At 44.5% G+C, this 14791-nt stretch carries 15 protein-coding genes; 3 read left to right on the forward strand and 12 right to left on the reverse strand.

Annotation, left to right across the window (positions count from 1 at the left end; translation table 11 throughout):
* Positions 1-117 precede the first annotated feature (117 nt).
* Positions 118-1116 (forward strand): GlxA family transcriptional regulator, encoded by a 999-nt coding sequence (locus Q9G97_RS08135; protein WP_305898389.1) that lies wholly within the window; start codon positions 118-120, stop codon positions 1114-1116.
* A 26-nt stretch (positions 1117-1142) separates the two neighbouring features.
* On the opposite strand, the gene Q9G97_RS08140 is transcribed toward Q9G97_RS08135, so the two are convergent.
* The 6 genes from Q9G97_RS08140 to Q9G97_RS08165 form a co-directional block, all read right to left on the reverse strand.
* On the reverse strand, positions 1143-1931 hold the full coding sequence (locus Q9G97_RS08140; RefSeq protein ID WP_305898390.1) for an ABC transporter ATP-binding protein: 789 nt from the start codon (positions 1929-1931) through the stop codon (positions 1143-1145).
* Entirely contained in the window at positions 1924-3213 is a 1290-nt protein-coding gene (locus tag Q9G97_RS08145) for an FtsX-like permease family protein (protein WP_227680215.1), read from the reverse strand. Before Q9G97_RS08145 ends, Q9G97_RS08140 begins: the two co-directional genes overlap by 8 nt.
* The gene (locus Q9G97_RS08150; protein WP_305900307.1) at positions 3210-4451 is read right to left on the reverse strand and encodes an efflux RND transporter periplasmic adaptor subunit; all 1242 of its coding nucleotides are present in this window, start codon (positions 4449-4451) and stop codon (positions 3210-3212) included. Before Q9G97_RS08150 ends, Q9G97_RS08145 begins: the two co-directional genes overlap by 4 nt.
* A gap of 97 nt (positions 4452-4548) precedes the next feature.
* Positions 4549-5409 (reverse strand): universal stress protein, encoded by an 861-nt coding sequence (locus Q9G97_RS08155; protein ID WP_305898391.1) that lies wholly within the window; start codon positions 5407-5409, stop codon positions 4549-4551.
* Between the two features lie 159 nt (positions 5410-5568).
* Positions 5569-5820 (reverse strand): hypothetical protein, encoded by a 252-nt coding sequence (locus Q9G97_RS08160; RefSeq protein WP_305898392.1) that lies wholly within the window; start codon positions 5818-5820, stop codon positions 5569-5571.
* Positions 5821-6255: 435 nt separating this feature from the next.
* Entirely contained in the window at positions 6256-6561 is a 306-nt protein-coding gene (locus tag Q9G97_RS08165; protein ID WP_305898393.1) for a type I restriction enzyme endonuclease domain-containing protein, read from the reverse strand.
* Positions 6562-6763: 202 nt separating this feature from the next.
* Between Q9G97_RS08165 and Q9G97_RS08170 the strand changes: the two genes are divergently transcribed.
* On the forward strand, positions 6764-7705 hold the full coding sequence (locus Q9G97_RS08170) for an acyltransferase (RefSeq protein WP_305898394.1): 942 nt from the start codon (positions 6764-6766) through the stop codon (positions 7703-7705).
* Positions 7706-8153: 448 nt separating this feature from the next.
* Here Q9G97_RS08170 and Q9G97_RS08175 read toward each other — a convergent pair whose 3' ends face one another.
* The 5 genes from Q9G97_RS08175 to cobT all read right to left on the reverse strand — a co-directional run bounded on the left by Q9G97_RS08175 (position 8154) and on the right by cobT (position 12968).
* Positions 8154-9677, reverse strand: a complete 1524-nt coding sequence (locus Q9G97_RS08175; RefSeq protein WP_305898395.1) for an acetyl-CoA hydrolase/transferase family protein — start codon at positions 9675-9677, stop codon at positions 8154-8156.
* 204 nt (positions 9678-9881) lie between these two features.
* Positions 9882-10304 (reverse strand): tetratricopeptide repeat protein, encoded by a 423-nt coding sequence (locus Q9G97_RS08180; RefSeq protein ID WP_305898396.1) that lies wholly within the window; start codon positions 10302-10304, stop codon positions 9882-9884.
* A gap of 178 nt (positions 10305-10482) precedes the next feature.
* On the reverse strand, positions 10483-11067 hold the full coding sequence (locus tag Q9G97_RS08185) for a histidine phosphatase family protein (protein ID WP_201569355.1): 585 nt from the start codon (positions 11065-11067) through the stop codon (positions 10483-10485).
* Positions 11068-11085: 18 nt separating this feature from the next.
* A complete protein-coding gene (gene cobS, locus Q9G97_RS08190) occupies positions 11086-11898 on the reverse strand; it encodes an adenosylcobinamide-GDP ribazoletransferase (RefSeq protein ID WP_305898397.1) in 813 nt (270 codons plus the stop codon).
* Positions 11898-12968: a nicotinate-nucleotide--dimethylbenzimidazole phosphoribosyltransferase gene (cobT, locus tag Q9G97_RS08195; protein ID WP_305898398.1), complete on the reverse strand. Its 1071-nt coding sequence runs from the start codon at positions 12966-12968 to the stop codon at positions 11898-11900. Before cobT ends, cobS begins: the two co-directional genes overlap by 1 nt.
* Before the next feature lie 130 nt (positions 12969-13098).
* On the opposite strand from cobT, the gene Q9G97_RS08200 reads away from it, so the two are divergent.
* Entirely contained in the window at positions 13099-14292 is a 1194-nt protein-coding gene (locus tag Q9G97_RS08200; protein ID WP_305898399.1) for a glycerate kinase, read from the forward strand.
* Between the two features lie 156 nt (positions 14293-14448).
* Here the strand turns inward: Q9G97_RS08200 and Q9G97_RS08205 are convergent, their stop codons facing one another.
* Complete coding sequence (locus Q9G97_RS08205; protein WP_201573524.1) at positions 14449-14787, reverse strand: RidA family protein; 339 nt, start codon at positions 14785-14787, stop codon at positions 14449-14451.
* Positions 14788-14791: the final 4 nt, after the last annotated feature.

The raw sequence follows: 14791 nt of genomic DNA on the forward strand, positions 1-14791 counted from the left end.
TAAAGGCATTAAAATTAGTATTTATCAATAGTAAGCTAATTTAGCGACTTACCGTATTGTCATTTATGACATAATTAAGGTCAAATAGGACAATAATTAGTAAATAAAGGAAATCCAATGTCACAGGCAGAGCCTTACATGGTTATCGTTCTTGGGTTTGATGGTGTACTCGGTAGCGTGTTGGCAGGCGCTTTAGACTTGTTTTCATTCACGGGGGTTAGCTGGCAGCGTTTTTTGGATCAAGAGGTTACGCCAAGATTTAAGGTACAGATTGCGAGCCTTGGCGGCGTCGATATTCGCTGTAGCAATCGCCTGAGTCTGCAAGCCCATTGCGATATCAACGAAGTTATAGAGTGTGACTTATTATTGATACCGACTATTGGTGATTCTATCGATAAAGTGCTGTTGCACAATCAGTTATTGATACCTCATATTATTCGCTTGGCTAATACCAAAGCGGATGTCGCCAGTAACTGTAGCGGAGCTTTTTGGTTGGCCAAAGCAGGATTGCTCGACGGACGCGCCGCAACCACTCATTGGGGCTATGCTGATAAGTTTAAGCGCGATTATCCACAAGTTGACTTGCAACAAAACCAGTTCGTCACCCAATCGGATAATATATTTTGTGCGGCAGGAGGCAGCGCTTTTTATGATTTAGCGCTGTTATTGATAGAGCGCTATTGCGGGCGTGAGATCTCAACGCAAGTGGCAAAGACCCAGATTATTGATAGTAAAAGAGGCAATCAGAACAGTTATACTAATGTGACCTTGTATAAGCCTCACAGCGATCAGTTGGTCAAAAAGGTACAGGATTATATTGAGAATAACTTTCAGCAAGCGCTATCAGTAAGTGCGCTTGCCACTCAAGTTAATATTACGCCACGTACTCTAAATCGACGATTTCAATCGGCGCTAAATCTGCGCCCTATTGAGTACATTCAAGCAGTCAGAATTGAGCAGGCCAAACGTTTATTAGAGTTGAGAGACGTCAGTATCAAATCGTTAGCAGATCAAGTAGGTTATAGCGATATCTCCTCTTTTACGCGGCTCTTTAAGCGCGCAACAGAGCTGACGCCAAAAGAGTATCAAGACAAGTTTTCGCGGATAGCTGTTTAGCTTGAGGATTTATTAATAAAATAATATTAACTATTAAGCGAATCACTCTCAATACGTCCATCCACTAGATTGATAGTACGATCACAGGACGCTGATAGGCGCGGATCGTGAGTGACTAGCAATACTGCGCAATCACGCTCACGATTGACCTTACGAAACAGCTCAAACACCTCCCCTGCCGTGACCGTATCCAGATTACCCGTAGGTTCATCAGCCAGCAATAAGGCCGGCTCAGTGATCAAGGCTCGTGCAATAGCCACACGCTGCTGTTGTCCACCTGAGAGCTCGTTAGGCTTACTATCAGCAAAGCGCTCTAGACCAACCGCTGCCAATAACTCTCTCGCTTTTTGGATAGCTGACTTATCTGGACGACCTTGCGTCAAGGTGAGCGGCATCAGGATATTATCCAAAGCGCTAAAGGCTTGGATCAAATGATGGAACTGAAACACAAAGCCAATGCTATTGCCACGCAAAGCGGTGCGGCCAGCATCATCCATAGCGCTGGTGGCTTGACCCAGTAGATACAGCTCACCGCTGGTCGGCTGATCCAATAAACCTAACACATTTAACAAGGTGCTTTTGCCAGATCCTGAAGGGCCGATTAATGCGGCAAAGTCGTCGTTACTAATCGTCAGATCGATACCGTGCAGCACTTCAATCTCATTGGGTTGTCCGATGTTATAGGACTTTTTTAGAGCCTCTAAACGCAAAACTTCATGAGAGTGATTGAGGTTAGACGTTGACGGCTTAGCCAGAGACTGGTCGGCATTATCCAAAGTATCGGTAAGAGTATGGCTAGAGTCAGGATTAGACATAGCGAATGGCCACCACTGGATCAAGGGCTGCGGCGCGCTGGGCTGGGATAGCCGCTGCTATAATCCCCGTTAGCGTTGCTAGCAGCATAGTTATTGAGATCAAATTTATAGATATTGGAATCGTAAATATACTGGGCCCAAAGGTATTGAACGACCAGACTAATATATAGCTGACGCCACTACCGACAATCGAGCCTAATAGGCCGTATATAGCGCCTTGAACTAAGAATACTCGCAGGATTTGCTGACGGGTTGCGCCCATAGCTCGCAAGATACCGATCTCGCGCGTGCGCTGTACGACACTGACTGATAATACGCTGGCGATGCCAAAAGCGCCTGAGATCGCTACAAAAATTACGATCATATTACTCGATAAACTTTGCGCAGTGAGACCACGCAGCAGCTGAGCATTAGTCTCAATCCAGCTCTCCGCCTGTAAGGAGGTCAAGCGCCCCACTTGCGCGGCGATCTCCTCTGCATCAAAGATATCTTCGACGGTTAAATCAATGACAGTGATACCACCTGGCAGACTGAGCAGAGACTGCGCTTGCTTTAAGTCTAAATAAACGTAACGAGCATCCAGCTCTCGTACACCTAGCTCAAAGATACCGGCAATATTGACCACGGCACTGTCGTTGTTGCTATTAACGCCATTGGCGTTGTTGCCAGCACCAATATTTATAGTGCTACTATTACTGCTGTCTTGAGCAGTATCTAAGCGCAACTTACTGCCGACTTGTACACCTAAATTTTTGGCCAGCTCACTACCGATTAGTACATTGTCCGCACCTACGCGTAGCTCGCCACTCACTAAATACTCATCAAGCGGGATGATTTGTTGATAACGTGCCAGATCAGTACCGACCAATATTACTGACTCTAATGCCTCACCACGTCGAACAAACCCAGGCCCAGATACGTTTGGCGATACAGCGGTTAGTAGCGGTAGCTGATCTAAGGTATCTGTGATCTGCTGCCAGTTATTAATGGATCGCAAACGCTGTGGACGTCTGTCCTCTTGTATTAACTGTAGCGTGTCATCATGAGGCGGCACTATTAGATTGACTTCATCTGGCGATACTAAGCGAATATGAGCCTGACTACCAAGCGTACTATCGATAAGGTTAGTCTGTAACCCTTGGATTAGTGCGGTGATGAATATAATCACTGCAACCCCTATCGCAACTCCTAGAGTAATCATTAGCGACTGTACGCGCCCCTCACGTAAAAAACTAATGGCAATAGTAGCTTCAATCCAAAGCCTACCAAAAAGGGCTGTCAATTGACTGTCCCCGCTGCTTGATTTTCAACGCTTGTCGTCGTTGTTATCTGCTCATCAGTATTAGCAAAAGACGCTGATTGTTGGGTGGTTTTAACTCGTGCGCCATTATCTAATGCAAGCGTTGCATCAACCAGTATCTCATCGCCAGCACTCAAACCTGAGAGTACCTCTGATGCTGCTAACCCGCGTAGTCCTAATGTCACTGGCTGGCGTTGTACTCGACCCTCACGCAACAACCAGACCTCGGCATTATCCCCTCTAACGTTAGCTAGCGCATCATTAGGAACGACCAATGCCTTGAGGCGTCGATCGGTCTCAATGTTGACTGAAACGGTCATATCTTGACGCAAAAAATCAGGGACAGGATCGACGGCCAATCTGACTTCGACCGTTCCGCGCTGCGGATCTATGCTTGGTGCAATAAAGCTGATACGTACGGGAAACGCCTCATCAGGATAAGCATCAGCAATAGCAATCGCCTCTTGCTGCACGGCCAATCGCGATAGATTGCGCTCATCCAGCGGTACTCGTATCTCAGTATTGCCATCGAGAGCGATCGTAAACAGGCCTTGACCTGGCTGTACCAAATCACCTATCTCGACAGTACGGCTAAGGATAGTGCCTGATACTTTGCTACGGACTTGGGTCTTATCCAATTGCGCCTGCAAAGCTGCAATGCGCGCGCGTAATAAGTCCTCTTCGACACCGCCAGCGGATAATGCATTTGCTCTTAGGCGAGCGTTTTCGAGATCATTACGGGTTTGTGCTTGCGCTTGAATCGCCTGCTCCATCTCTTCGTCAGAGATAGCTGATATCGCTGCTAGATCACGCCTACGCTCGACATTACGGCTCGCTTGCGCTAGCGCCACTTGGGCATTGGCCAGATCTACCGTTGCCTGTGGACGGGTGCTACTTGTCAGCTGTGCAAGCTGTGCCTGCGCTTGACTTACTTGAGCGGCAACCTCATCGGAGCTCAGGGATAGTAATAGATCACCTACCGCTACTTGCTCGCCCTCTTGCACTAGTCGCTCTACGACTACACCGGCCACTTCGCTACCAATCTCAGTACGTGATACGGCGACGACTCGACCGGTCGCGACTACGGTTTGTACCAAGGGCATCGAAGATATGGTATAGCTCGGTAATAGCGGTCCTTGCCACCAGCGAAAAGTCAAAAAAGCAGCGATAACTATAACCAACCCTATGATAACGATAGACTTATAAGGAACCGCGCGCAATGACTTTCTCCCGCTTAACATAGTGTTTTCAAATAGCTACTGGCTTTTAAATAGCTAACAGCTTTTAAGATAGCGCTTGGAATGACACCAGCTCGCTTTAACGCACCAAGATCACAGGCGACGAGGTGCTAGCGATAATCTCAGTCGTCGTACTACCTAGGAACAGCTGCTGCCATTTCGAGCGACCATAAGCACCAATCACCATAATATCGATGTTATGCTCAGCCTGAAAAGTTAATAAACCATTAACCGCATCCGTTTGTGGCAAGTGATGTGATGTGACCATAAACCCTGCATCCATCAGCTTTGCGGCGGCCGCGGCTAAATGGTTTTTTGAGCTATCATCATTATTACCTATCATCACGATATGACCGGACATACCTTTTAGCACCTGACTTCTAGCCACCAGCTCAATAGCTCTTATAGAGGTCTTGCTAGCATCAAAGGCTATCATATAGGAGTTAGGCGTGGTGAACGCTTCTGAGCAAATCAAGATAGGCACACTCGATGCACGAGCGACGGTTTCGATTTGGCTACCGATATTGATACGGCTATCTTTGTGATCTTCACCGCGTCGACCCATGATAATAGCGCGGTTTTTTGATTTGAAGTGTTCGATGGCGGGTAGCAGCTTACTACGGCGCTGATAAACATTAACGTCTACAGCAAAGTTTTCCTTAATATGGCTCTTGGCATCTTCTATTAAGGCATTGCTATAACTATTAGCAATCTTGGCGCGGTGCTCATCAATCTGCGATAGTTCTTGTAATAGTATTTGCCGACTATCTACCCCTATCGAGCCTGACAAATCGCGCCTCGTAGACGCTGGAACCTCAATGACATTCAATAAAGCCACGGGCATATTTAAGCGCTCGGCATACCAAGACGCGTAGCCACAGACAGACTCAGTCACTGCTGAACCATCGATACAGGCTAAAATGTGCTGCTCTATAGTCATGACTGCTCTCCTTAAAATTTAATGAAGTTTATATTTATACTTACTTATATTGATACTAGGATGCTAATTTAGTCTAGCATTATTTATCAGTGATATCCGCTATCATGCCACTATTCAGTAGTTCCTGAGCTTTTATGGGGCTATTTATTATAGCAGTGGCTAATACTCGACCGTCAAAGGCATCAACAGCACCCCTATAATAATGAATGGAATACAAAGTAGCGCTTTTATAACAGGGTCTTTGCACTGCGCCCAGCGGGTGATAATAAAATACAGATTAGCGAATGGTAGGAACAAATATAATAAACCCCATAACACTGACTCACTAAAGGCAATGATAATCAGCTTGACGCTGTAGATAAAAGCGATAATCATGCCAATGAACAGAAAAATCATTCCTATCGTTTCCACACAATGCTCCTAAAATAAATTTATTTAAAGTTGAAATTTTATATATTAATATTATTCTGCTCTACTTATAGCTCAATAGTATTGAACGCCTGTCAACGTATAGTTTTTCCAACTACAAATAAAACACTTCATTCAAAACCTGTGTTTTTTACCAAATTGTTTTGACCGTTATAACCTTATCTCACTCTTGTAAAATGCTCGACCAAAATATAAGAAAAATGCATAAAAAAACGCGCTGCCCAATACTATATCAGCAGCGCTCACTGTTAAAGAATTTATCGCGGCAATCACCATGACAAAAGTCGTAGGAATAATAGGTAGCGCATAGCGTAATAGTTTATGATGCCAAAAATAACCACTTAAGAACATCAGTCCTACTAGTATTATGAACGCAAGCCAAGTATAAATTTCACCAGCTAATATTGAGATAACAATTTACACCACCCGATGCTTCTTAGAGTTCTCCGCTTGCTTAAATATCTCTTTGTAGACCTCTTTTGAGTCCACAGGTGGATAGCACCACTCATCGAGCAATATCATCAGATCAAACTCTAGCTCCGTTTTAATATCATCGCGCTTGTTCCAATCCGTGTACTTAGCCTTATCGTTTACCAGCTTTTTAACTGCTTTAGCTAACTCAATGAGTTTATCCTCTGGATAGTTAAGGTTATTCTCGATGGATTTTGTAAATGAGTGCAAAGGACGAAAGTTTATGATCAATAGTAATCGGTCATCCATCATAATCCGTCACAGCACAAATGCTTGGGATTATAGCGCACATTAGCACTTTGGATAAGAGCTATCGTCTCTCAGCTGAATCTGTATCATCACCAGTCACGCGCGACTTTATACACGCCTAGGGATATCTGCTAAAATCACTCTGCTCAAGTCGTATCGTAATTATAATCACAACCAACAACACAGGGTATAGATAGGATCTAATATGCAACTGGCCCCACTGTTTCAAAAAGTACATAAGCGCGCGCCAAGACTCGGTAAAGCCTTGTCGCTTGCCACTGCGACTGGCGTTATTTTAGGAAATAGTTTTGCAGGTAGTATCCCTGTGTGGCTGATGGGCGCAACCAAAATAGTAACGGGCGCTGCCATAGCAGACAAAGCGGTCATAAAAATCGCCAATCATTGGATCAATAGTAATAACGCCCTAATCGATACCATACTACCGCAAAAGGACTGGCGCATTAGCTTGCCTGATGATGTGCATATCAATGGCAAATATCTATTGATATGCAACCATCAATCGTGGGTCGATACCAGTGTAGTACAGTATATTAGCCAAGATCGGCTGCCGTTAACACGGTTTTTTACCAAGTTTGAGCTGATCTATATCCCTATCGTCGGGCAGACCTTTTACTTTTTAGACTTTCCGATGATGCGTCGCCACTCCAAAAAGAAAATCGCCAAAAACCCAGATCTCAAAGGTCAAGATATCATCGAAGCCAAACGCGCCTGCGCCCTCTTAAAAGGCAAACCTTTTACTTTGCTTAACTATCTAGAAGGCACGCGCTTTACCTCAGCTAAGCGCGATAAGCAGCGCTCGCCTTATAAGCACTTGCTAAAACCACGGGCAGGCGGCTTAGCACTAGCGATCAGTGCCTTAGGCTCAGATATCGATGGTATCTTAGATATGACGATTGTCTATCCTGATGGCATACCGAATTACGGCGATCTATGGCAAGGCAATATTCAGCGCTTGGGTGTTGATGTGCGTTATATGAAGACACCTGACGGCTTATCGAGTGCTATTCAAAGTGGCGGTTATGAAAATGATGATAGCGTCAAAGCAGAGATGTTCGATTGGGTGGCGCAGCTGTGGCAGGATAAAGATATACGTATTGATGAAATGATGGCTGGGTTTGAAGAGTAGGTTTTATTGTACAATGTGTTGAGTTGTAGGCTGGCGCTTTTAGCCCAGCATTTCATAACTGAAAGTAAGTTTTATAGCTTTTGTAGACATCATCTTGCCCAATAATAATCAAGGATCAATATTCACAGCTTGAGGCTGCTGAGGCGAATAAGCATGACATCCGAAAAGCAAATATGTACTAGGCGTAGGGTGCATTTTATGCACCAGAATTTAGAGTTAAACGGTGCTTAAAAAGCACCCTACGACTTAAATAAACTTTTTGCCGAATTTAATTTTTTGCTGGGCTAAAAACGCCAGCCTACGGATTAGTTATTAACTTATCAATATGTATAAGCAATGAGCTTTAAAAAAATAATACTCCCTATTAGCAAAAAAACACCACCATAAAAAATACCCCTCATCTATTTAGATAAGAGGTGTTTTTTTGATATACGAAAAGCGAATAAACTTACTTAATACGCATATCGCCTGTCTCTACAAAACGCTGATGCCATGATAAGGCTTCATTTAACAAGTGCGGCGTATGTAGTGAGCCCGCTTTTTCAGCGCGCGCATAGTAATCTTGTAGCATTGGACGATAGTCTGGATGTGAGCAGTTATCGATGATCAGCTTGGCACGTTGACGCGGTGACTTACCACGCAAGTCAGCAAAGCCTTGCTCAGTGACGATAAACATAACGTCATGCTCAGTATGGTCATGATGCGATACCATAGGCACGATAGAAGAAATAGCACCGTCTTTGGCAGTCGATGGGCTTACAAAGAATGAGAAATGCGAGTTACGTGTAAAGTCACCTGAACCACCGATACCATTCATCATCTTAGTACCCATGATATGGGTTGAGTTGACGTTACCATAGATGTCGGCTTCGATCATCGCATTCATAGCGATGATGCCTAGACGACGAATCACCTCTGGATGATTGGTATACTCTTGTGGACGCAGAATCAGCTTATTACGCAGGAACTCAATATTGTCATTGAAGCGCTGTAGCGCATCAGGGCTAAACGATAGCGCGGTTGCTGATGCTGATATCATTTTACCGCTTAATACTAGATCTAGCATACCGTCTTGTAATACTTCGGTATAACCCATCAAGTCATCAAATGGGCTATCTTGTAGACCCATTAGCACCGCGTTTGCTACGTTACCCACACCAGATTGTAGTGGTAGTAAGTTTTTCGGTAGGCGGCCTTGTTTGACTTCATGATCCAAAAACTCAATGATTTGTGAGGCGATGGTTTTGGACTTCTCATCTGGATCCGCAAACTTACTGTTTCGATCAGGCGCATCCGTCATCACGATACCGATGATTTTATCAGGATCACACTCTAGATATGGCGTGCCGATACGATTGGCTGGCGCGACGATAGGGATAGGCTGACGATGTGGCGGCTCACCGATATCTGTTGGGATATCATGCATGTTCTCAAGCAGCATGTTTTGGCGTACATTCACCTCGATGATGACTTTTTTGGCGGTCTTAAGCCACTGATTATTAGTACCGATACCCATAGAAGGAATAATTTTGCCTTCTGGTGTGATAGCGGTCGCTTCGATCAAAGCGATGTCCATATCACCATAAAAGCCAAACCTTACTTGCTGCTCAAAGTGTGATAAGTGCATATCGACATAATGCGTGTTACCCGCATTAATACCGTTACGCAGCGCAGGATCTGACTGGAATGGTGCGCGAAAGTTGATACAGTTGGCCTCTGCCAATACGCCATCACAATCCTGAGCGGTCGATGCACCAGTAAGCATACCAATACCGAATTCTTCACCACGGGCATGGGCTTCTTTAGCGATATTAGCGATAGCCGTCGGTACAAACTTTGGATAGCCTGCGCCAGTAAAGCCTGCAATACCAAGAGTCATACCATTTTTTACAAATGAGGCGGCTTGCTCGGCTGACATAATCTTGTTACGTAAGCCTTCGTGTTGTACGCGATCTTCGTGATTCGTTGACATATTATTTCCTAGTGACTTCCCTGTTAAAATAAAATCTCTATAGCATTATGCTAGGAGGAAAAGTATTACCAAACACATAAATGTAAGTTCGTTTGTTTTTCATTGCAATATATTAAACAACTTCACAACAAAATGCGAGTGGATTAACCCTAATATTAAAATGGTTATGTGATGGGGGTTCATTTTTAACGGTTCGCGCTAAAACTACTCTTCTACTAAACTTGCCAGCATCTCATCAATCTCTACCTTAAACTCACGATCCTCAATTTTATTAGCGCTGACTTTAGCATTTTGTAGACTAGTGATAGCCGCGTCTTTTTGACCCATCTCAAGCTGAAGTACTGCCATAGAAAACGCAATCGACGATAAATGATCTTTTGAGTTAATCGCTGTTGCTTTACCTAAAGCTTTTTCGTATTTGACCAGTGCCTCATCCATATCTGCGGTAAAATCCGCTAGCGTCTCCCACTGCTCAGGGTGATCTTTATCAGTATTTTCATTATCTATGCATAACGCTTGCAGATCCTCGTAAAATTTATTAAAGGCCACTTGGTCGCCTATTCGATCGGCTTCTAGTAGCTCTTCTGCCAATTTGTAAATAGTTTTATATATCTTAGTGTTAATCATAAACCTTCCTTTTTTAAAATATTATTTGAGCCAAATAGAGTGCATTTTATAAGCCCAATCACGCCGAATTTAAAGTTTTATAAATATTAGAATCTGTTGAACAGCATTGATTTATAGCATACGTAATTTAGATATCGGTGCATAGAATACACCCTACATTATATTAGTTTTATGCAATCTATCTAAACGATTTTGATAATTCCTTTGGTAATTCCCCTGACAAATCAAAGACACTTAACTCATTATAAGCGACTGCCCTTGGCCAATCGATAGCTAAACTCGGTACCTCTTGCCCATTAGTGATCATCTTAGCCGCATTAATCCAGCCTGCATGACCGACGGCTAGTATAGCGCTATTCTCTGATGCTCGCGCCTTCAACCACTCCTCAACCCGATTAAATAACTGCTGCAACATCTCACCATTGTCAGGGGCAAAAGTCGCAAAACTCTCGCACCAATCGTCAATCTCTCGCTTCGGTATTTGCGTCCAATACAGGCCATCCCACGCGCCAAAATTTAGCTCAGATAGCTCAGTGGCGATATGACAGGTAAAACCTCGTTTTTGTAAAAGTTGCCCAACCTTTTGTGAGCGCTGTAGCGGACTGACCCAAATCACTTTGGGCAACTGATTCATACGGACGAAGCGCTGAATCTGATTAGCAAGGCGTTTGAGCTTACGCGTATCGACAGCCATATCGGTCTGCCCAAGACAAATGCCCTGAGCTGCCAGTGGCTTGGGATGTCGCCAAATATACAAGGTCATGGTCAGCCTTAAACTTTTTTAAAAAGGTAGCGTTACTGCAAGCCCTGCATAAATAGCCACTTCGCTAAGCTGCTGTGTCGCACCCAATCCATCCCCAGTATAGCCGCCTAAGCGCCTACGTAATAAGCGCCGCATATAGTCTGTAGCGATAAGGGCTAGCATAATCGCTAATAATACTTGCCAAATACTGATCAGCTGGATAATCTGAGGGAATAGGGCTAGCACTAGAATAATAGCCAATATGACCCAACCACTAGCAAATAATGCTTGTTGCAGCGTTAGCTGCTGCGCCATAGGTTTGGCCTTGGCATGTTCCAGCTCGCCGCCATAAGGTAGTAGCGCTATCAGACTGATACATAAAAGCCGCGAGGCACTATGAGCGATAATTAATGCCGCTATCGCTACCAGCACAGGCATAGTAGCGAGTAGAGTTATCTTTAACAGTAGCGCTGAAACCAAGCCCAAAACCCCGTAAGTCCCTAACCGCGAGTCCTTCATAATCTCCAAAGTACGCGCACGAGTCAGACCACCGCCGAGACCATCGCAAGTATCGGCAAGACCATCTTCATGAAACGCACCGGTTAACTTAATACTAAAGACCGTACTGGCAACCGCAGCCACTAACGGACTAAACAGCAAGCTTGCCAGCCAAAACACCACCGCGCACAGCACGCCGACCAATAACCCAACCGCTGGAAAGTGCCGACTACTCTGATGCAGCCATTGCGGATCATAATGGTCAAATGAGGGCACGGGTATACGGGTCAAAAACTGAATAGCGACTAGTACTAAGCGGGCTTCATAGTGTATACGCTTAAACAACGATGACATTAGTTGTTTTTCTCACTGTTGTTTTTCTCACTGACACCTGCATCACTAAAGCTTGCCATCTCATTAATAATGGCACAAGCCGATTGTAATAGTGGATAAGCTAATACCGCGCCGCTACCCTCGCCTAAGCGCATTTGCATATCGAGTAATGGCTCAGCGCCTAGTAATTTGAGCAATTGCGCGTGTCCTAGCTCGACCGAATGGTGCGCAAATACGGCATATTGCAAAACGCCTGGCGCAAGACGTTCCGCGACCAATAGCGCTACGCTGGCGATAAAGCCATCGATCAATAACACACGCCTATCGCTAGCCGCTTGTATTAAAGCACCTGCCATCATGGCAATTTCCAGACCACCCAGTGCCGCCAATGTTTCTGTAGGTGATTTTGCCTCACTATGACGCTGTAATACTTGCGTCAAAATAAGCTCTTTATGCTGCATTCCTGCATCATCTAGACCCGTACCACGTCCGATACACTCAGCGATAGGCAAATTGCCAAGCCTAGCCAGTAGCAAGCTTGCCGCTGAGGTATTGCCAATGCCCATTTCACCGACGATTAACAAATTACCTGTTAATGTTTTGGCCACCTCTATACCGTTATTTAAAGCAAGCTGACATTCTGCATTCGTCATCGCAGGCTCGCTTAGCGCATCACGACTACCCATGCGCACTTTATAGTCGAGCAATTGCGTAAGATCGATATTAAAGCTTGCAAAGTCTACCGCTACCCCAGCATCGACTACTTTTAGCTCGATATTATGCTGACGCGCTAAGACATTAATAGCCGCGCCACCTGTCAAAAAGTTCACTACCATTTGCGCGGTCACACTGCTTGGATACGCGGATGTACCGTGTTTGGTCAAGCCGTGATCTGCGGCGAACACGCGGATTTGTGGCTGATCAATGTTCGGTGTCATCACTCCTTGAATCATGCCGATTTGTATAGCCAAAGTCTCTAATCGCCCAAGCGATCCTTGTGGCTTAGTTTTATTATCTAAGATCTGTTGTAGCTGCTGCTGTAATGGCTCATTAGCCAATTTAATAATCTTGGGGGCAATAAAAGTAGACAAAGGATTATCCCAATAATAAACAAATGGTATAGATCAAAAAAGCGCGAGCTATGGTAGCAGATTATACCGATTTTAATGCTATGATTGATAAACTTAAGCCTTGAAAACTAACCTAACAACAGAGTCATTTATGAAAATTCTAATCGCTCCTGACTCCTTTAAAGAAAGCCTAAACGCCCTTGAGGTATGCCGCGCTATAAAGTCAGGGTTTACTCAAGTATTCCCTGACGCTAATTATACTTTATTACCCATGGCAGACGGCGGCGATGGCACCTCTGCTGTCTTATCTTACGCTCTTGGTGGACGCTGGAAAGAAGTACGCGTTCATGACCCCATGATGCAACCCATCATAGCAAAGTATTTACTATTACCTGATGCTACGGCAGTGATAGAAATCGCTCAAGCTTGCGGTTTGCATCTGCTAACTGTCAATGAGAGAAACCCTTTGAGCACTAGCAGCTTCGGGGTCGGTGAGATGATTGCAGATGCGCTAGATGAAGGCGCTAAACGCATTATCATCGGTCTTGGCGGCAGTAGCACTAACGATGCAGGTTTAGGCATGCTTATGGCACTAGGTATCATGTTCTATGATTACGATGGTGACTCTTTAGCACAAGGCGGATTGCAACTTGCTCGCCTGCAACATATAGACGAGAGAAAATTTAATCCAAAGGTTTTAGACACGGTTTTTGCAGTCGCCTGTGACGTGACTAATCCATTGTGCGGCGAATTGGGTACCAGCGCTATTTTTGGCCCGCAAAAAGGGGCAAATCCTGAGCAAGTTGTGATGCTTGATAATGCTTTAAATAACTTTGCGGTAGTCTGTAACAAACATAGAAATGAGCCGCATAAAGATGAGCAAAACAAAAATAGTCGAAACCGCTACAAAAACTGTCAAGATACAGCAGGCGCAGGTGCAGCAGGTGGCCTCGGCTTTGCTTTAATGAGCTTTTGCAATGCGCAATTGCAGTCCGGCTTTGACACTGTCGCTCATGCGGTCAATCTAGCTGAGCATATTGCCGATGCAGACTTAGTTATTACAGGCGAAGGCAAGCTTGACGCACAAACGGCTATGGGTAAAGTCGCCAGCGGTATTAGTCAACTGGCAAAAACGAATAATAAACCTGTTATCGCAATCTGTGGCAGTGTAGATGGTCTAGGACTGAATGATCTAGATCTAAAAAACAACAGTCAGTTCGATGTGGTGATGCCGAGCATTCAAAAGCTAGATGCTTTAGAAAACATCTTAAATAATGCTTATAGTAATATCGAAACTACGGCTAAAAATATTGCCGCGACTATTCGTTTAGGGCAGCAGCTTTAAAGGCTGATAGTTAATTTAGGAGTAATTACTTATGATGAGCCTGTAAAACGTCAAGGCAAAAGAAGGACACCATACTACTATGATGTCCTTTTTATTTTACACTACTAAAACTATGCCATTAAAGCAAGCAATCAAACCTACTTAATTAAACTTAAGCTATTCCGCTGCGATAACCGTCACTTCTACCAACAGCTCAGGACGCGCCAGCGCTGACTCGCCGCAAGCGCGTGCAGGTGGCTGTACGCCTTCAAACCACTTATCCCACACTTCATTCATCGCGGCAAAGTCTGACATACTCTTAATCCAAACCGTAGCCGATAGCATCTTTGATTTATCGCTGCCAACTTCGTTCAATAGACTCTCTACTTTTTCAAGACAAGTGAGCGTTTGTGCTTTGATATCATCTTCTGCATTACCCACTTGACCACATAAATAAATGGTCTGATTGTGAATGACCGTTCTACTCATACGCTGAGTGCTATGTAACTTTTTAATCATA

It is taken from the genome of Psychrobacter sp. M13 (assembly GCF_030718935.1).
Lineage (GTDB): Bacteria > Pseudomonadota > Gammaproteobacteria > Pseudomonadales > Moraxellaceae > Psychrobacter > Psychrobacter immobilis_G.

Excerpts from the sequence above, each read along its gene's own strand:
- Q9G97_RS08135 (WP_305898389.1), top strand. The coding sequence starts at position 118 with ATGTCACAGGCAGAGCCTTACATGGTTATCGTTCTTGGGTTTGATGGT.
- Q9G97_RS08140 (WP_305898390.1), bottom strand. The coding sequence starts at position 1,931 with ATGTCTAATCCTGACTCTAGCCATACTCTTACCGATACTTTGGATAAT.
- Q9G97_RS08155 (WP_305898391.1), bottom strand. The coding sequence starts at position 5,409 with ATGACTATAGAGCAGCACATTTTAGCCTGTATCGATGGTTCAGCAGTG.
- Q9G97_RS08165 (WP_305898393.1), bottom strand. The coding sequence starts at position 6,561 with ATGATGGATGACCGATTACTATTGATCATAAACTTTCGTCCTTTGCAC.
- Q9G97_RS08170 (WP_305898394.1), top strand. The coding sequence starts at position 6,764 with ATGCAACTGGCCCCACTGTTTCAAAAAGTACATAAGCGCGCGCCAAGA.
- Q9G97_RS08175 (WP_305898395.1), bottom strand. The coding sequence starts at position 9,677 with ATGTCAACGAATCACGAAGATCGCGTACAACACGAAGGCTTACGTAAC.
- Q9G97_RS08180 (WP_305898396.1), bottom strand. The coding sequence starts at position 10,304 with ATGATTAACACTAAGATATATAAAACTATTTACAAATTGGCAGAAGAG.
- Q9G97_RS08185 (WP_201569355.1), bottom strand. The coding sequence starts at position 11,067 with ATGACCTTGTATATTTGGCGACATCCCAAGCCACTGGCAGCTCAGGGC.
- cobS (WP_305898397.1), bottom strand. The coding sequence starts at position 11,898 with ATGTCATCGTTGTTTAAGCGTATACACTATGAAGCCCGCTTAGTACTA.
- Q9G97_RS08200 (WP_305898399.1), top strand. The coding sequence starts at position 13,099 with ATGAAAATTCTAATCGCTCCTGACTCCTTTAAAGAAAGCCTAAACGCC.